Origin of the sequence: Streptomyces humidus (genome assembly GCF_014649655.1) — a bacterium.
Classification (GTDB): domain Bacteria; phylum Actinomycetota; class Actinomycetes; order Streptomycetales; family Streptomycetaceae; genus Streptomyces; species Streptomyces humidus.
Window position 1 is genome coordinate 166,606 of the sequence record NZ_BMTL01000004.1, and the last position, 18,087, is coordinate 184,692.

The 18,087-nt window shown below is 70.0% G+C and carries 12 protein-coding genes and 1 tRNA gene; 2 read left to right on the forward strand and 11 right to left on the reverse strand.

The genetic code is table 11. The features are described from left to right. Positions 1-85 precede the first annotated feature (85 nt). A complete protein-coding gene (locus IE239_RS05865; RefSeq protein ID WP_190148177.1) occupies positions 86-1,804 on the forward strand; it encodes a serine/threonine-protein kinase in 1,719 nt (572 codons plus the stop codon). On the opposite strand, the gene IE239_RS05870 is transcribed toward IE239_RS05865, so the two are convergent. Next, on the reverse strand, positions 1,768-3,201 hold the full coding sequence (locus IE239_RS05870) for a hypothetical protein (RefSeq protein WP_229877832.1): 1,434 nt from the start codon (positions 3,199-3,201) through the stop codon (positions 1,768-1,770). The two genes, IE239_RS05865 and IE239_RS05870, sit on opposite strands and share 37 nt — an antisense overlap. A 256-nt stretch (positions 3,202-3,457) precedes the next feature. Then, a complete protein-coding gene (locus tag IE239_RS05875; protein WP_003999697.1) occupies positions 3,458-3,586 on the reverse strand; it encodes a DLW-39 family protein in 129 nt (42 codons plus the stop codon). Positions 3,587-3,934: 348 nt separating this feature from the next. On the opposite strand from IE239_RS05875, the gene IE239_RS05880 reads away from it, so the two are divergent. Beyond that, positions 3,935-4,318 (forward strand): DUF6344 domain-containing protein, encoded by a 384-nt coding sequence (locus IE239_RS05880; protein ID WP_190148179.1) that lies wholly within the window; start codon positions 3,935-3,937, stop codon positions 4,316-4,318. Positions 4,319-4,790: 472 nt separating this feature from the next. On the opposite strand, the gene IE239_RS05885 is transcribed toward IE239_RS05880, so the two are convergent. The 9 genes from IE239_RS05885 to dnaA form a co-directional block, all read right to left on the reverse strand. Beyond that, positions 4,791-4,867 (reverse strand) — tRNA-Ile (locus tag IE239_RS05885). A gap of 123 nt (positions 4,868-4,990) precedes the next feature. After that, positions 4,991-5,779 (reverse strand): DUF3566 domain-containing protein, encoded by a 789-nt coding sequence (locus tag IE239_RS05890; protein WP_190148180.1) that lies wholly within the window; start codon positions 5,777-5,779, stop codon positions 4,991-4,993. Between the two features lie 18 nt (positions 5,780-5,797). Next, positions 5,798-8,392, reverse strand: a complete 2,595-nt coding sequence (gene gyrA, locus IE239_RS05895) for a DNA gyrase subunit A (RefSeq protein WP_190148181.1) — start codon at positions 8,390-8,392, stop codon at positions 5,798-5,800. Positions 8,393-8,434: 42 nt separating this feature from the next. Beyond that, a complete protein-coding gene (gyrB, locus tag IE239_RS05900) occupies positions 8,435-10,522 on the reverse strand; it encodes a DNA topoisomerase (ATP-hydrolyzing) subunit B (protein WP_190148182.1) in 2,088 nt (695 codons plus the stop codon). 374 nt (positions 10,523-10,896) lie between these two features. Continuing rightward, on the reverse strand, positions 10,897-11,433 hold the full coding sequence (locus tag IE239_RS05905; protein WP_190148183.1) for a DciA family protein: 537 nt from the start codon (positions 11,431-11,433) through the stop codon (positions 10,897-10,899). After that, a complete protein-coding gene (recF, locus tag IE239_RS05910; RefSeq protein ID WP_190148184.1) occupies positions 11,430-12,551 on the reverse strand; it encodes a DNA replication/repair protein RecF in 1,122 nt (373 codons plus the stop codon). The genes IE239_RS05905 and recF overlap by 4 nt, the downstream gene beginning before the upstream one ends. A gap of 51 nt (positions 12,552-12,602) precedes the next feature. Beyond that, positions 12,603-13,478, reverse strand: a complete 876-nt coding sequence (gnd, locus tag IE239_RS05915; protein WP_190148185.1) for a phosphogluconate dehydrogenase (NAD(+)-dependent, decarboxylating) — start codon at positions 13,476-13,478, stop codon at positions 12,603-12,605. A gap of 201 nt (positions 13,479-13,679) precedes the next feature. Then, a complete protein-coding gene (dnaN, locus tag IE239_RS05920) occupies positions 13,680-14,810 on the reverse strand; it encodes a DNA polymerase III subunit beta (protein WP_109004585.1) in 1,131 nt (376 codons plus the stop codon). 1,154 nt (positions 14,811-15,964) lie between these two features. Then, complete coding sequence (dnaA, locus tag IE239_RS05925; RefSeq protein ID WP_190148186.1) at positions 15,965-17,920, reverse strand: chromosomal replication initiator protein DnaA; 1,956 nt, start codon at positions 17,918-17,920, stop codon at positions 15,965-15,967. Between the last annotated feature and the right edge of the window lie 167 nt (positions 17,921-18,087).

The window sequence follows — 18,087 nt, forward strand, 5'->3', positions numbered from 1 at the left end:
GAGGGGCCGGTGCGGCCAGGGGGTGAGCGGGTCAGGGGTATGAGGGGGACCGAGGGGCACCGAGGGGGAGGAGCGACGCACTGCCATGGGTGAGGTCTTCGCCGCACGGTACGAACTGGCCGATCCGATCGGTCGAGGAGGGGTCGGCGCGGTCTGGCGCGCCTGGGACCACCGCCGACGCCGCTACGTGGCCGCCAAGGTGCTCCAGCAGAGCGACGCGCACGCGCTGCTGCGCTTCGTGCGCGAACAGGCGTTGCGGATCGACCATCCCCATGTGCTGGCCCCCGCGAGCTGGGCCGCCGACGACGACAAGGTCCTGTTCACGATGGACCTGGTCTCGGGGGGTTCGCTGGTCCATCTCGTCAACGACTACGGGCCGTTGGCACCGCTGTTCGTGTGCACCCTGCTCGACCAGTTGCTCGCCGGGCTCACGGCGGTTCACGCGGAAGGGGTCGTGCACCGCGACATCAAACCGGCCAACATCCTGCTGGAGGCCACCGGCACCGGACGGCCGCGCCTGCGGCTCTCCGACTTCGGCATCGCGATGCGGCTGGGCGAGCCGCGCCTGACGGACACCAACCTCGTGGTGGGGACGCCCGGTTACCTCGCGCCCGAGCAGATGCTGGGCGCCGATCCGGACTTCCCCGCCGACCTGTTCGCCGTCGGTCTGGTGGCGCTGTATCTGCTGGAAGGCGCCAAGCCGGACGCCAAGGCGCTCGTCGAGTACTTCACGGAACACGGGACTCCGAGCGCCCCCAAGACCGTTCCGGAACCGCTGTGGCAGGTCGTGGCGACTCTGCTGCAACCGGATCCGCAGGCACGTTTCCGCTCGGCCACGGGGGCGCGCAAGGCGCTCGCCGCCGCCGTCGAGCTGCTGCCCGAGCCGGGCCCGGACGACGAGACGATCGAGATCTTCGACCAACTGGGGCCTCTTCCCATGGGGTTCGGACCCGAGGGCCCCTCGGCTCCCGCGCGGGGCGTCGGCTCTGCGCCCGCCCGGCCGGGCCTCGCTTCCGGCGCCTCCTCCGGTGCGGCCCGTCCGGACGCCGGATCTCTGCCCTCGCGGCCGGAGATGATCGCCCCCGAGTCGGCCCCTGCGGGCAGCGGATCCCTTCCGTCCGGTGCGGCGTGGCCCGGAACCAGTGCTCCGGCCGTTGCCGACGTCGGCCCCGGCCCCGGGTTCGGGTTCGGCGCCGCTCCCGGTACCGGCAACGGCACAGCCCCAGGCACCGGAAGCGGCACCGGCACCGGCAGCGGTTCCGAATCGGCGTGGCCCGGCACCGACTCCGTGCCGATCGATCCACGGCGGGCCGCGCATCCCTCCATGTCGGACACCGGGAGCTTCCACCTGCCGCCGCCGCAACCGACGGGAACCTCCTCCCCCACGCCCGTGCAGTCGCCCACGCCAACGCTGCCCCCCGCCCCTCGTCCACCCGCCTACGCACCCCCGCCCGCGTCCCTGCCGACCCCACCGCACCAGGCCCCCCTCGGCTCCCCCGCGCCCTCCTACACGCCGGAGCCGCCGTTCGCGCCGCCCTCGCGCGGCGGCCCCCACCCGGACTCCTCCACCGCCTCGTACACCGCGCAGGACCCCGGAAGCCCCCAGTCCGGCCAGTCCCCACAGCCCCTTCAAGCCCCACCGGTCCCACCAGCCCCACAGGCCTCGCAGTACGGCGGACGTCGGCGAGGGCACCGCGCGGTGCGTCGTGGGCGTCCCGGCCCGCCTGCGAAGATCGCGGTGCCGATGCTGCTCCTCGCGCTGGTCTGCTACGCCGTGGGGTTCTGGGCGTTGGCGCGCATCTGAGCCGCGGCCCTGCGCCGAGCGGTCAGCGTCCAGGCTCCGAGCACCGCCAGCAGCACGCTTCCGGCACCGATGCCGCCCACGGCGACCGCCTTCATCGCGGGTTCGCCGTCCGACGCGCCGGCGCCTCCGGAGGCGTTACCGCTCGTCAGCCCCGGACCCGCCGAGAGCTCGGGATCGCGTGCGCCGACGTCGAAGAACCCTCGCGGCGCCGACCGCCCGGCGTAGCCCGGCGCGGCCTGTGTGCTCCCGCCGACCCGCACGCGCAGGGTCAGCCCGTAGGGGCCCGCTCCGAAACGGTCGTCGACCTGGGCGGCGAGGTGCACCACCAGGTAGTAGGAGCCGGCGAACCGCAGTGCCTTCGTCGCGCTCGCGGACGCGTACCGGTTGACGTACCGGACCGGCGGTACCGGCGCCAGTGCCGCCGACTTCTGGCGGCCGCCGTAGCCGACGCTCACGTCCTTGACCTCGGCTCGCACCGGGTTGTAGAGCGTCATGTCCAGGGCGTCGACCACATAGCCGGAGTCCTTGTCCGCGCTGCCCAGGTCGACGGAGGCGGACATCTGACGGCCCCAGTCGACGGGGACCTTGTAGAACAGGGTCTGTCCGGGGACGATCTCGTCGCGCCAGACGCCCTGTTCCACGGCGGTCGCCTTGGCGAAGCCGGCCCCGCCCCGGACGGTCACCGGCGCACCGGTGGGCGGCGTGGGGGTGGCGGAGTCCCACTCCTCGGGCACGCTCGTGGCGACGGCCGTCCTGAGCGCCGGCTCGGAGACGGGCGCGATCTCCAGCTCCCACGGTTCCTCACGGGCGCTCGCACCGGTACCGGCACTCGCTCCGGCTCTGGTTCTGGTGCGTTCGACGACGACGTAGTACGTCCCGGCCCCGTGGCACGACCCCCTGCCCGGCAGAAGCTCGCGTGCCCCCCATGCCGTGATCGGCTGCGGGCTCTTGGACGCCCCGATGATCGCCGAGTCGCGGGAGCAGGCGGTGCTGTCGGCGTCCTGCACGGAGACGCTGATCCCGTCGCCGACGGCGAGCTCGGATCCCGCGCGCGGGATGGCCGTGACGGCGACATAGACGTTCGAGACGTCGTCGAGCTCGAGCCGGAAGTAGGCCTTCGCGGCCTCTCCCCCCGTCCCTCTCCCTTGATTCTCCCCCTGCCCGTGGCCCTGCCCCTGACTCTCGTCCGGGCTCCGGCCCTGATTTCCGGCCGGGGAGGAGAGGGAGAGGGAACTCCGGTAGGTCGCGCCGGGTTCCAGCCCTGCGGCGCCGGTGGTGCCCGTGGCGGCCTGGACGGTGCGGGCGTCGTCGGAGTAGGCGTATGCCGTGACGTCCGGCGCGGCCACGGCGGCCGGTCCGGGCAGCGGCGCCGACGACGCGCAGAGCGCTGCGCCCACGGCCGTGATCCGTACGACGGTCCGCCACCCGGCAGCCCCGCGTCGCCCGCTCCGCCGCCCCGCACGCCGGTCCATCGACCCCGCCCCCTCGTCTTCGACCGAACGTGGGCCATCCTGCCCCGCCCGCATCCACGGCACCCGTGCATTGCGGACAGGCGTCCGAAAAGCCCGCTTCTAACTCCGCTCGGGCGCTCGTGCAACACAAAACCCCGACCGCTACGGCGGCCGGGGTCTGCTCAGTTTTCGGTATCGATACTCACGAACCCGTGGGCACGGAGTCAGTCGCCTCCGTCCACAGATCCTGCTCGGCGCGATCCGCCTGGATCTGGCGGTACACGAGGAGCCCGCCGATAGCGGCCAGTGCGACCAGGAGAAGCTTCTTCACCGCGCGACCTCGTCTTTCCTTGACGTTGGGGACCTCTGGCGCCCGACTATACACACCGGCCGATACCGATCGGTGACCTGCGTCCCGCCCTCAACTCCCGCTTTCGGCAGCTCAGTAGACGCAGGCGGCGCCGCTCCGATCGGAGGGTGATCACACCTCCACGGACGGTGATTTTCGCCCGACATCACCCTCGAAGACCCGCCTCCTCCCCTTTTCTGCCCTCTTGCGGCCATCCGAGTGGTGTTCATCAGAACAACGCCACGCCGCGAGCGTCGGTCCACCACTTCACGGCGTCCATACACATCATGAGGAAAGTACGCAAATCGACCAACCCGAAAGTGAGGGGCCATGACCGAGAACCGGGTCATGAAGCTGTGGACCGCCGTCGTCACCGCCGTTCTGGCACTGTGCACGGCGCTCGGACTGATCACGACGACCGCCGCCACGGCGACGGCGAGGACCGAGCCGACGCAGAGCGAGCCGGCGCACACCAGCGGAAGCGGGACCGCCACCGTGCACACGCCGGCCTGGCCGACGGCCTCGTCGCCCTGGCTCTGGTCCCAGGCCCGCTCTCTTCCCCCGACGATGAAGCAGCGCATTCGCGCCGAGGCCCACGGGAAGTCCCCCAGCTGTCGCCACCGCGGTCTCCCCGACACGGAACAGGCCGAGCAGAACGAGGCCTCCTGCGAGTCGGCCGACCTCGCCGAACCGGCCATCCCTCTCCAGCGCTGATCCCCCGGCGTCTTCCCGACGCCGAAACAGACCCCGGCACCGACGTAGACGTAGACGTAACGGCGAACTTGCGTACAGCCCGCATGGACAGGCCCGGCAGCTCCCCCAGGAGCCCCCGGGCCTTCGCCATATCCACACTCCGGACTCCCCGCCCCACACCGAGCCCGCAGACGGACGACGCGATGTCCGTTCTTCGCCGAGGGCCTGCCGAACGGAATCATCGGCAGGAGCTCAGAAGTGGCGTCGGGCTGCGCCCGACCTTCGATCGCCTCGTGAGGCAGGCCGGCGTCCGCCGCATCACGGTCCGGCTCGCCCGCCACGTCTTTGGGGGACAGCTAGCGGCAGGCCCTGGCTACGCCGCAGAGCTGCCGGGAAGGCCCGCTCGTCGGTTGATCGCAGCCGTCCGAGCCCCGTTGGTGTCGGCTGACGGTGTCAAAAGACCCCCGGACCGATGGTCCGGGGGTCTTCTGGCTGGTGGGGCTAACAGGATTTGAACCTGTGGCCTCATCCTTATCAGGGATGCGCTCTAACCAACTGAGCTATAGCCCCGCCGCGCTGTGCGGTGTGTGTCCCGCGCGCTGACTCCTGAAGATTAGCGCACGACCTGGGCAGTCCCAAAATCGATAGTCGCGGGGCTCTCGGCGCGGGTGCGGGGCCGCCAGGAGGGCCAGGTCACTCGTCCTCGGCCAGCGTCAGTTCCACGCCGCCGACGAAGCCCGCGGAGAGGTTGTAGATGAACGCGCCGAGGGTCGCCAGGGCCGTCGCGAGGACGACGTCGATGACCGCGATGATCGCCGTGAACATCAGGACGTGGGGGAGCGACAGGAACGACTGGAGGTCGAAGCCGTTCGACTCGTTGGAGCCGGTCGCCTCCGAGATCGTGCCGCCGACCGTCGAGAAGACGCCCATCGCGTCCATGACCATCCACAGCACGGCCGCCGCCACGATCGTGCAGATGCCCAGCGCGATGGAGAGCAGGAAGCTGACCTTCATCACCGACCACGGGTCGGCCTTGGCCACGCGCAGACGCGCCTTGCGTACGCGGGGCGCGGTGCGGACGCCGGTCCGAGGCCTTCGTACCGCGCCGGCGGTCGCCGGGGCCGCCTGCGGCGGGTAGGCCTGCGGCGGGTGGTAGGGCCCGGCGGGCTGCTGCGGCTGCCGCTCACCGGGGAGCGGCGACGCCTCGGGCTGCTTGGCCTGTGAGCCTCGGGTGTCCGTCACGGTTCCCCCCTGGGATCCCTTCGAGCCTTGCGTGTCGGTCGAGGGCGAGGAGGGCGAGCCGGCCACGGGCGCCTTGATGGCCTTCAGCTGCGTGGTGTGGGTGTCCGCCGCACCCCCCTCGACGCCCCCGGCGCCCCGCGCGTCGGTCGTACGCGCGTCCCTCTCGGGCGAGGCGGAGCCACGGCCGCCGCCGCTCTTGTCCGTACCGGCAGACGTACCGGCGCCCGTGGCTCCGCTCACGATGACTCACTCCTCGTGCTACTCGTCCGAGGGCGCCTCACCCTCGTCCGTGCCGGCGGTCGTGGCGCCGTCGGCGGTCTCGTCGACGGCGATGTCGCCGTCGACCTCCTCCGCCTCGCGCCCCGCCTCGGCGTTACGTGCGATGCCGACGACGGCATCGCGCTTGCCCAGGTTGATCAGTTGGACGCCCATGGTGTCACGGCCCGTCTCCCTGATCTCGTTGACTCGCGTACGAATCACACCGCCGCCCAGCGTGATGGCGAGGATCTCGTCCGTCTCCTCGACCACCAGCGCGCCGACGAGGGAACCACGGTCCTCGACGATCTTGGCGGCCTTGATGCCGAGACCGCCGCGACCCTGGACGCGGTACTCGTCGACGGCGGTCCGCTTCGCGTACCCGCCGTCTGTGGCAGTGAACACGAACGTACCGGGTCGAACAACATTCATCGAGAGCAGCTGGTCTCCCTCGCGGAAGCTCATGCCCTTGACGCCCGAGGTCGCACGGCCCATGGGCCGCAGGCTTTCGTCCGTGGCGGTGAACCTGATCGACTGCGCCTTCTTGCTGATCAGAAGCAGATCATCGTCGGCCGACACGAGTTCGGCTCCGATCAGTTCGTCGTCGGAACCGTCCTCCGTCTCACGGAGGTTGATCGCGATGACGCCACCGGAACGCGGCGAATCGTAATCCTTCAGAGGCGTCTTCTTGACCAGTCCGCCCTTGGTGGCCAGGACCAGGTACGGCGCCACCTCGTAGGTGCGGATCGCGAGGATCTCGGCGATCGCCTCGTCCGGCTGGAAGGCCAGCAGGTTCGCGACGTGCTGACCGCGCGCGTCCCGCCCGGCGTCGGGCAGCTCGTACGCCTTCGCCCGGTAGACGCGGCCCTTGTTGGTGAAGAACAGCAGCCAGTGGTGCGTGGTGGAGACGAAGAAGTGGTCGACGATGTCGTCTTCCTTCAGCTTCGCGCCGCGCACGCCCTTGCCGCCACGCTTCTGGGCGCGGTAGTCGTCGGTCTTGGTGCGCTTGACGTAGCCCCCGCGCGTGACGGTGACGACGATGTCCTCCTCGGCGATGAGGTCCTCGATGGACATGTCGCCGTCGTAGGGCACCAGCATCGTCTTGCGGTCTTCGCCGTACTTCTCGACGATCGCGGCGAGTTCGGCGCTGACGATGCCGCGCTGACGCACCGGGGACGCGAGGATCGCGTTGTACTCGGTGATCTTCGCCTGGAGTTCGTCGTGCTCCTGGATGATCTTCTGCCGCTCCAGGGCGGCCAGTCGGCGCAGCTGCATCTCGAGGATGGCGTTGGCCTGGATCTCGTCGATCTCCAGGAGCTGCATCAGGCCCGTGCGCGCGATGTCGACGGTGTCGCTGCGCCGGATCAGCGCGATGACCTCGTCGATGGCGTCCAGGGCCTTCAGCAGGCCGCGCAGGATGTGCGCCCGCTCCTCGGCCTTGCGCAGCCGGAAGCGCGTACGGCGGACGATGACCTCGATCTGGTGCGTCACCCAGTGGCGGATGAACGCGTCGAGGGACAGGGTGCGCGGAACGCCGTCGACGAGCGCCAGCATGTTGGCGCCGAAGTTCGTCTGCAGATCCGTGTGCTTGTACAGGTTGTTCAGGACGACCTTGGCGACGGCGTCCCTCTTGAGCACGATGACCAGACGCTGGCCCGTGCGCGACGACGTCTCGTCGCGGACGTCCGCGATGCCGCCGATCTTGCCGTCCTTCACCAGGTCGGCGATCTTCTGCGCGAGGTTGTCCGGGTTGACCTGGTAGGGCAGTTCGGTGACCACCAGGCACTGGCGGTTCTGGATCTCCTCGACCTCGACGACCGCCCGCATGGTGATCGAGCCGCGGCCGGTGCGGTACGCCTCCTCGATGCCCTTGCGGCCCACGACGAGCGCGCCGGTCGGGAAGTCGGGGCCCTTGATGCGCTCCATCAGCGCGTCCAGGAGCTCCTCGTGCGAGGCCTCCGGGTTCTCCAGGTACCACTGGGCGCCGGACGCGACCTCGCGCAGGTTGTGCGAGGGGATGTTGGTCGCCATGCCGACGGCGATGCCGGCCGAGCCGTTGATCAGCAGGTTCGGGAAACGGGCCGGCAGGACGGTCGGCTCCTGGGAGCGGCCGTCGTAGTTGTCCGTGAAGTCGACGGTCTCCTCGTCGATGTCGCGGACCATCTCCATCGACAGCGGCGCCATCTTGCACTCGGTGTACCGCATGGCCGCCGCCGGGTCGTTGCCCGGCGATCCGAAGTTGCCGTTGGAGTCCACGAGCGGCATGCGCATCGACCACGGCTGGGCGAGGCGCACCAGCGCGTCGTAGATCGAACTGTCGCCGTGCGGGTGGTAGTTGCCCATGACGTCGCCGACGACTCGGGCGCACTTGTAGAAGCCGCGCTCGGGCCGGTAGCCGCCGTCGTACATCGCGTACAGCACCCGGCGGTGGACGGGCTTGAGGCCGTCGCGGACGTCCGGCAGCGCGCGGGAGACGATGACGGACATCGCGTAGTCGAGGTACGAGCGCTGCATCTCCGTCTCGAGCCCGACGGGCTCGATGCGCATGGCGATGTCGCCGCCCTCTTCAGGCGTGAGGGGAGTGTTCTCGTCGGTCATTGCTGGTGGGGATCCTTCCTGGTGCGGTCAGCTGAGACCGACTCAGATGTCGAGGAAGCGGACGTCCTTGGCGTTGCGCTGGATGAAGGCGCGCCGCGCCTCGACGTCCTCGCCCATGAGGACCGAGAACAGGTCGTCGGCCTGGGCGGCGTCGTCGAGGGTGACCTGGCCGAGGACACGGTGCTCCTGGTCCATCGTCGTGATGCGCAGCTCCTCGGCGTTCATCTCTCCGAGGCCCTTGAAGCGCTGGATCGAGTCCTCGCGCACCCGCTTGCCGCGCTGACGGCCCATCTCGATCAGCGCGTCGCGCTCGCGGTCGGAGTACGCGTACTCGATGTCGTCCCGGCCCCACTTGATCTTGTAGAGCGGCGGGCGGGAGAGGTACACGTGCCCGGCCTCGACCAGCGGCCGCATGAAGCGGAACAGGAAGGTCAGCAGCAGGGTGCTGATGTGCTGGCCGTCGACGTCGGCGTCCGCCATCAGGATGATCTTGTGATACCGCAGCTTCTCGATGTCGAAGTCCTCGTGCACGCCCGTGCCGAAGGCGGAGATCAGCGCCTGGATCTCCTGGTTCTGCAGGATCTTGTCGATCCGCGCCTTCTCGACGTTGAGGATCTTGCCCCGGATCGGGAGGATCGCCTGGTACTGCGGGTTGCGGCCGGACTTGGCCGAACCGCCGGCGGAGTCTCCCTCGACGATGAAGATCTCGCACTTGGTGGGGTCGTTCGACTGGCAGTCGGAGAGCTTGCCCGGCAGGGACGCCGACTCCAGCAGACCCTTGCGGCGCGTCAGGTCGCGGGCCTTGCGGGCCGCCACGCGCGCGGTGGCAGCCTGGATGCCCTTGCGGACGATGTCCGCCGCCTCGACCGGGTTGCGGTCCAGCCAGTCGTTGAGGTGTTCGTAGACCGCCTTCTGCACGAAGGTCTTGGCCTCCGTGTTGCCCAGCTTGGTCTTGGTCTGGCCCTCGAACTGCGGCTCGCTCAGCTTGACCGAGATGATCGCCGTCAGACCCTCGCGGATGTCGTCGCCCGTGAGGTTGTCGTCCTTCTCGCGCAGCAGCTTCTTGTCGCGCGCGTACTTGTTGACCAGGTTCGTCAACGCCGCGCGGAAGCCCTCCTCGTGGGTGCCGCCCTCGTGCGTGTGGATGATGTTGGCGAAGGAGTACACGCCCTCGCTGTAACCGCTGTTCCACTGCATGGCGACCTCGAGGGACAGGCTCTTGTCCCTGTCCTCCGCCTCCAGGTCGATGACCGTCGGGTGCACCGCTTCGCCCTTGCGGGAGTTGAGGTACTTCACGAAGTCGACGATGCCGCCCTCGTAGTGGTACGTGACGGTCTTGACCTCGTCCTTCTCGTCCGCACCCGCCTCGTCCGCCCCGGCGGTGGCCTTCGCCGACTCGCGCTCGTCGGTGAGCTTGATCGTCAGGCCCTTGTTGAGGAACGCCATCTCCTGGAAGCGCCGCGACAGCGTCTCGAAGGAGTACTCGGTCGTCTCGAAGATGTCGGCGTCGGCCCAGAAGGTGACCGACGTGCCGGTGTCCTCGATGGCCTCGTGCTTGGCCAGCGGCGCCGTGGGGACGCCCATCTTGTAGTCCTGCGTCCAGCGGTGGCCGTCGGTCCTGACCTCGACCGCGACCTTGCTCGACAGCGCGTTGACGACGGAGACGCCGACGCCGTGCAGACCGCCGGAGACCGCGTAGCCGCCGCCGCCGAACTTGCCGCCCGCGTGCAGCACGGTCAGCACGACCTCGAGGGCCGGCTTGCCCTCGGAGGCGACGATGCCCACGGGGATGCCACGGCCGTTGTCGGTGACCCGTACGCCGCCGTCGGCCAGGATCGTCACGTCGATGGTGTCCGCGTGACCGGCCAGCGCCTCGTCGACCGAGTTGTCGACGACCTCGTAGACGAGGTGGTGCAGACCGCGCTCACCGGTCGAACCGATGTACATACCGGGTCGCTTGCGGACTGCGTCCAGGCCCTCGAGGACGGTAATGGCACTGGCGTCGTACGAGGCGGTGACCTCGTGGCCAGACGAGGCGGGTGCCTCGCTGTTCGCGCCGGCGTCGGTGGACGGGATGTTCTCGTTGGGGTTGCCGGAATCGGCCACGAAGCGCCCTTTCTGGCACAGCACCAGCCAGGCTCGTCGGCGGGTTGCCGGAGCGGCTGCGGCATGTTGCGTTGGTAAGCCTTGATCAGCGTTGCTCAGCTTTTCCCGGGCGGTCCCCACGTTCGGGGCGGGATTGGCTTCCAGTCTACCGGTAGCACTGACACTGATGGGGGTTTGCCGGTACCTGAGTCCGCATGTGCCGCCCTCAACCGGTCTCTTCCGGGTCCCGATATACGGAAGGGGGCTCCAAGAGGCTCACGGAGGCACTCAGCGCTTCCAGGTGTCAACCCTTGGCTACTTGGGAGTCAGGTCCCGATTCGCACTCGCACGCAGGCGCGCGAAAAGAAGGCCGGGCGGTCCCGACAGGACCGCCCGGCCGAGCGAAGACGTGATGCACGTCACCCGTAGGTATCGCCGGGACCGGTGCTTCCAGGGGCCCTCAGAGGGCCGTAGCGACGCGTGGGGCCCCCGGGACCGAGAACCTTGATCAGCCGGACCGTGCCATGGCCCAGATCCTCGTTCAGGCGCGCCACGAGCGTCGGGGCGAGCAGCCGCAGGTTCGTCGCCCACGCCGTGGAGTCGCAGCGCACGATCAGCGCCCGCTCCTCCTCGTCGTACCTCTCCGGCTCACAGTGCTTGGCCACGTCCTCGCCGACGATCTGCGGCCACCGGCCCATCACCCCGCCCACCGCCGCCGGCGCCTCCCAGCCCCGCTCGGTGAGAAGCCGGTTGATCGCGGCGCCCAGCGCCATCGGGTCCCGGCCGTCCGCCCCCGCCCCGGAGCGCAGTCCGCCCCCGCGCCGGGCCTGCTTCCTCTGCTGCGCCGCGTCCCCCCGCGCGCGTGCCTGCTCCCGCGCCGCCCTGAGCGCCACGCGCGCGAGATCGACGCCGGACGGCTCCGTCGCCCGCTTCGCGGCAGGCTCGTCGCCGCTCATACGCGCTCCACCGCCCCCTCGGACACGGCGTACCGCGCCCCCGCGAGCACCCCCGGCACGTCGTCGTCGACCGCCGCCGTCACCAGCACCTGCTCGCCGGGCGCCACCAGCTCCGCCAGCCGCTCCCGCCGCCGGGCGTCCAGCTCGGCGAAGACGTCGTCCAGCACCAGCACCGGCTCGTTGCCCTCCGCCCGCAGCAGGTCGTACGAGGCCAGCCGCAGCGCCAGCGCGTACGACCAGGACTCCCCGTGCGAGGCGTACCCCTTGGCGGGCAGCTGCCCCAGCTTGAGCGTCAGATCGTCCCGGTGCGGCCCGACGAGGGTGACGCCCCGCTCGATCTCCTGCTTGCGCGCCTCCGCGAGCGCCTGCGTCAACTGCCCGTAGAGGTCCTCACGCGTGTGCGCCTCGCCCGGCGCGGACGGCTTGTACTCCAGGGTCACGGGGCCGCCTCCGGGCGCGAGCTGCTCGTACGCCTTGTCGGCGAGCGGCTGGACCGCGGCCACCAGGTCGAGCCGCTGGGCGAGCAACTCCGCGCCCACGCGCGCGAGATGCTGGTCCCACACGTCCAGCGTGGACAGGTCCATGGAACGGCCGCCGTGCCGACGGGCCAGCGCCGCCGACTTGAGCAGCGTGTTGCGCTGCTTGAGCACCCGCTCGTAGTCCGAGCGCACCCCCGCCATCCGCGGGGAGCGCGCGGTGATCAGCTCGTCGAGGAACCGGCGGCGCTCTCCGGGATCGCCCTTGACCAGCGCGAGGTCCTCGGGCGCGAACAGCACCGTCCGCACGATGCCCAGCACGTCACGCGGTTTGACCTGCGAAGACCGGTTGATGCGCGCCCGGTTGGCCCGGCCCGGGTTCAGCTCCAGCTCGACCAGCTGCTGCCGCTCGCCCTGCCTGACCTGCGCCCGCACGATCGCGCGGTCGGCGCCCATCCGCACCAGGGGCGCGTCCGAGGCGACCCGGTGACTGCCGAGGGTGGCGAGATACCCCACGGCCTCGACGAGGTTGGTCTTGCCCTGCCCGTTGGGTCCCACGAACGCGGTGACGCCCGGGTCGAGCGGGACTTCGACCCGGGCGTACGAGCGGAAGTCGGCCAGCGACAGATGCGTGACGTGCATGGTCGTCGCCGACCTCCCCCAGGGTTGTGGATCGCGGGGCGACCCTGTGGATTACTTCTTCTCGACCGCGTGGCCGCCGAACTGGTTGCGCAGCGCCGCGATCATCTTCATCTGCGGCGAGTCGTCCTGACGGGAGGCGAACCGCGCGAACAGGGAGGCCGTGATCGCCGGCAGCGGCACGGCGTTGTCGATGGCCGCCTCCACGGTCCACCGGCCCTCGCCGGAGTCCTGGGCGAAGCCGCGCAGCCTGTCGAGGTGCTCGTCCTCGTCGAGGGCGTTGACGGCCAGGTCCAGCAGCCAGGACCGGATGACCGTGCCCTCCTGCCAGGAGCGGAAGACCTCGCGTACGTCCGTGACCGAGTCGACCTTCTCCAGCAGCTCCCAGCCCTCGGCGTAGGCCTGCATCATGGCGTACTCGATGCCATTGTGGACCATCTTGGCGAAGTGGCCGGCGCCGACCTTGCCGGCGTGCACCGCGCCGAAGTCGCCCTCGGGCTTGAGAGCGTCGAAGACCGGCTGCACCGTGGCGACGTGCTCCGCCTCGCCGCCGTACATCAGCGCGTAGCCGTTCTCCAGGCCCCAGACGCCGCCGGAGACTCCGCAGTCGACGAAGCCTATGCCCTTGGCGGCGAGTTCCCCGGCGTGCTTCTCGTCGTCCGTCCAGCGGGAGTTGCCGCCGTCGACCACGACGTCGCCGGGCTCCAGCAGCTCCGCGAGCTCGTCGACGGTCGACTGGGTGGCGGCGCCGGCCGGGACCATCACCCAGACCACGCGTGGGCCCTTGAGCTTGCCCACCAGCTCTTCGAGGCTGTGGACGTCGGCGAGGTCCGGGTTGCGGTCGTATCCGACGACGGTGTGGCCGGCGCGGCGGATCCGCTCGCGCATGTTGCCGCCCATCTTGCCGAGGCCGACGAGACCGAGCTCCATCAGTTGTTCCTTAGGTCGCTGTGTGCGTGCGGGGCACCTCGTGCCCACCTCCGAGCCTAAACCCGGACCGTCACGCACACCTGTGGGCACAGGCGCTCAAACGTGGCGCCCATCCCGCCGCTCACCTGCGGCTTCGTCCACAGACGGGGGCCCGCTCGACCACAGCCTGTGGACGACCTCCGACTCCGGCGCCGGGACCGGTCAGCCGCTGAGCCGCACCGGCATGATCAGGTACTTGTAGGCGTCGTCCGCCTCCGCGTCCAGGGCGGGCTTGCCGCTGAGCAGCGCGGGCTTGGTGGACGTCGTGAAGGACAGCTGGGCCACGGGCGAGTCGATGGCGCTCAGGCCGTCCAGCAGGAAGGTCGGGTTGAAGGCGATCGAGATGTCGTCGCCCTCCAGCTGCGCGTCGACCCTCTCCACAGCCTGTGCGTCGTCACTGGAGCCGGCCTCCAGGATGAGCACGCCCTGCTCGAAGCTGAGCCGCACCGGGGTGTTGCGCTCGGCGACCAGGGCCACGCGCTTGACGGCCTCCACGAAGGGGGCGGTCTCGATCACGGCGACGGAGTTGAACTCGGTCGGGAACAGCGTGCGGTACTTCGGGAGGTCGCCCTCCAGGAGCCGGGTCGTCGTACGACGGCCGGCGCCCTCGAAGCCGATCAGGCCCTCGCCCGAGCCGCCGCCGGACAGCGCCAGGGTGACGCTGTCGCCGCTCGTGAGCGCCTTGGCGGTGTCCAGGAGCGTCTTGGCGGGCACCAGGGCGACCGCGGAGGCCTCCGGGTTCTCCGGCTTCCACAGGAACTCGCGGACCGCGAAGCGGTAGCGGTCGGTGGAGGCCAGCGTGACGGTGTCGCCCTCGATCTCGATGCGCACGCCGGTGAGCACGGGCAGCGTGTCGTCACGGCCGGCGGCGATGGCGACCTGGGCGGCCGCGGAGGCGAAGACGTCGCCGGGGACCGTGCCCGTCGCGTTCGGCATCTGCGGCAGGGACGGGTACTCCTCCACGGGCAGGGTGTGGAGGGTGAAGCGCGAGGAGCCGCAGACCACCGTCGCCCGTACACCGTCTGTGGAGATCTCGACCGGGCGGTTGGGCAGTGCGCGGCAGATGTCCGCGAGCAGGCGGCCCGAGACGAGGACGGTGCCCTCCTCCTCGACCTCGGTCTCCACGGAGACGCGCGCGGAGACCTCGTAGTCGAAGCTCGACAGGCTCAGCTGGCCGTCCTCGGCCTTCAGCAGCAGGCCGGCGAGGACAGGCGCCGGCGGACGGGCCGGGAGGCTGCGCGCCGCCCAGGCCACGGCCTCCGCGAGTACGTCGCGTTCCACCCGGATCTTCACTCTTGCCGCCTCCTGCTGTTGCCGGCGCTTCTCGCCCTGCCTGGCCTTCGTCGTCTGTCTCGGTGTGGTCGGCCCCGGTGAGGGGAAGAACCATCGGGGACCAGTCTGACGCACCGCACTGACAGTCGGTGCCCCTCGGGGTCAAGTCGTGACGAGGGGCAGCCGGACGCCGAACAGCGAGTTGTGCACAGGACCCACTTCGAAACGGATTCCTCGCTCTCTCTAGTTGTCAGTAGTAGTAGGGCCTGTGGATACCGTGGATAACCCCGTTTTCCCAGCTCAGAGGCGATTTTTTATCCACCGACCCTGTGGGCGGAGCCGGTGGATAACCAGGCCCTTCTGTGGAGAACGGAAAGTTCTGCACACTCCGTGCACAGGGAGGGGCGACTTGTCCCCAGCGTCGTCCCCAGGTTTCGCCGTCTTACCCACAGGCCACCTCGGCAACTTCGTGTGACGCCTTTCACTCGACGTGCTGAGGTGGCGCGTCTTGTTGCCGAACAGTGGACAGACATGTGGAGAAGCCGGGGATCGCTGGGGACAACTGGGCTCAGCCTGTGGGTTGCCGGTGGACAACTTCGCGCACAGCCTGTGGATCACTTCTTCGTCCACAGGCTGTGGATAACCTTTGTCCACGAATCCACAGCCAGGTGACCTGCTCAGATCGTCCCGCACCGAAGACCCCTGTGGACACAGTCTGGACAACTTCGCAGTCCCCAGGGTGTGGACGGGAAAAAGTCACCGAATCTGTGGAGGGCGGCCGTAACCCCGGCCGTTGCTCGAACACCCGGTGAGCGGTGAGCGACCGCTGTACGAATGCCTCGTGGCCCGCGCCGGGCCCCTTCGGGCCACGAAAGACCCCCCGGACCCCTCGCACAGGCCCCTGGTGGGCCCTCCGGAAGGCCCGCAGGAGGGCTCTTCTGCGGGCCGGCCCCTTCCACCGGCTTCCCGTGCCGTGACGGGTCCGTCACGGCCGTCGTGGCCGGCGTGGCCGTTCGTGGTCAGTGGTGGTCCGTAGCGGCCTGGGGCGGGCCGTCGTGTGGGCCTGCGGCGGCGGTCGCGGGAACGGCGAAGGGCGTCCCCGGAACTCCTCCGGGGACGCCCTCAGCCGACGTCCGGGCCTCCGTGCGCCGCGCTCCGTGCGCCGCCGCGCGCCGTCAGCCGTTCTTGATGCGGTTGGTCAGCTCGGTCACCTGGTTGTAGATGGAACGCCGCTCGGCCATCAGATTGCGGATCTTGCGGTCCGCGTGCATGACCGTCGTGTGGTCCCGTCCGCCGAACAGCGCGCCGATCTTCGGCAGCGAGAGGTCCGTCAGCTCACGGCACAGGTACATGGCGATCTGCCGGGCCGTGACGAGCTGGCGGCCCCGCGAGCTGCCGCACAGGTCCTCGATGGTGAGGCCGAAGTAGTCGGCGGTCGCGCTCATGATGGCGGTCGAGGTGATCTCCGGCGTGGAGTCGTCGCCGCCGGGGATCAGGTCCTTCAGGACGATCTCCGTCAGGCCCAGGTCGACGGGCTGCCGGTTGAGCGACGCGAACGCCGTCACCCGGATCAGCGCGCCCTCCAGTTCACGGATGTTGCGCGAGATCCGCGAGGCGATGAACTCCAGTACCTCCGGCGGGGCGTTGAGCTGCTCCTGCACCGCCTTCTTGCGCAGGATGGCGATACGCGTCTCCAGCTCGGGCGGCTGGACGTCGGTGATCAGGCCCCACTCGAAACGGTTCCGCAGCCGGTCCTCCAGCGTGACCAGCTGCTTCGGCGGCCGGTCGCTGGACAGCACGATCTGCTTGTTCGCGTTGTGGAGCGTGTTGAAGGTGTGGAAGAACTCCTCCTGCGTCGACTCCTTGTCCGCGAGGAACTGGATGTCGTCGACGAGCAGGATGTCCATCTCGCGGTACCGCTTGCGGAAGCTGTCGCCCTTGCCGTCACGGATGGAGTTGATGAACTCGTTGGTGAACTCCTCCGAGCTCACGTAGCGCACCCGCGTGCCCGGGTAGAGGCTTCGCGCGTAGTGCCCGATGGCGTGCAGCAGGTGCGTCTTGCCGAGACCCGACTCCCCGTAGATGAAGAGGGGGTTGTACGCCTTGGCGGGCGCCTCGGCGACGGCCACGGCGGCCGCGTGCGCGAACCGGTTGGAGGCGCCGATGACGAAGGTGTCGAACAGGTACTTCGGGTTCAGCCGCGCGGTCGGTTCACCCGGCCCGGGCGTCGGCGACGACTGGGTGGCCGACGGTCCGGGGCCGCCCATGCCGGGCTGGCCCGGGCCTCCCGGACCGCCGCGGTGCGGACGGCCAGGCCCGGGCGACGGGTCGGACAGCTCCCGGCGGCCTCCGTCGCGCTGGTCGTAGTCGGAGCGGGGCTTGTCGTACTCCGGGCGTTTCTGCTCGTACGGCGAGGGGTCGTAGGGGGGCCGCTCCGCCGACTGCGGGCGGTAGTCCTGTGACGGGGACGCGTACGGGTCCTGGGCGCCGGGCCCGCCGTAGGAGTCCTGCGACGACGGCGACGCGTAGGGGTCCCGCTCGGGGAAGCCGAGCCGCTGCTGCTGCCAGCTGTACTCGTCCTGCTGGGGACGCGGCCAGGCGCCGGGCTCCGGGCGCTGGTACTCCGAGGGGTACGCGGGCCGCGCGGCGGGCAGTTGGTCCGCACGCGAGCCGGGGAGCTGGTCGCCCGGCGTCGGGGGCAGCTGGTCGGCGCGGTGCCGGCCGTAGCCCTCGTACTGGCTTTCGTACGGGGCGTCGTACCGGCCGTCCTGTCCTTCGTAGGGGCCGGCGGGGAGCTCGGGCTCCTCGTAGCGCGGTTGCTGGCGGACGGCGTTCGACGTCGGGGCGGGCTCGCCCGCCGAGTCGTCGACGGTGATCGCGATACGGATCGGACGGCCGCACTCGCGGCTCAGCGTCTCGCTGACGATCGGGGCGAGGCGTCCTTCGAGCACGTTCTTCGCGAATTCGTTCGGGACGGCGAGAAGGGCGGTGTCCGCCACCAGCGCGAGCGGCTGGCAGCGCCGGATCCAGTGTTCGTCCTTCACCTCGACGCCCTGGCCACGGCCCTCACCGAGGAGCTGTTCCAGTACTCGTGGCCACACTGCGGCAAGATCGGCAGGCACGTCAGCCACAGGGCACGCTCTCTCGTGGGTCCCACGTTCGTGTGGTGGTGGGACGGTGGGGATTCATATCGGGCGGGGGCAGGGACAAAGGAACGAATCGGAGTCCGGCCACGGTAGTCAGGGCGGCGGGTACGGTTCAAGTTGTTGTCCCCAGCCTGTGGACAGTGTCTCCCCGT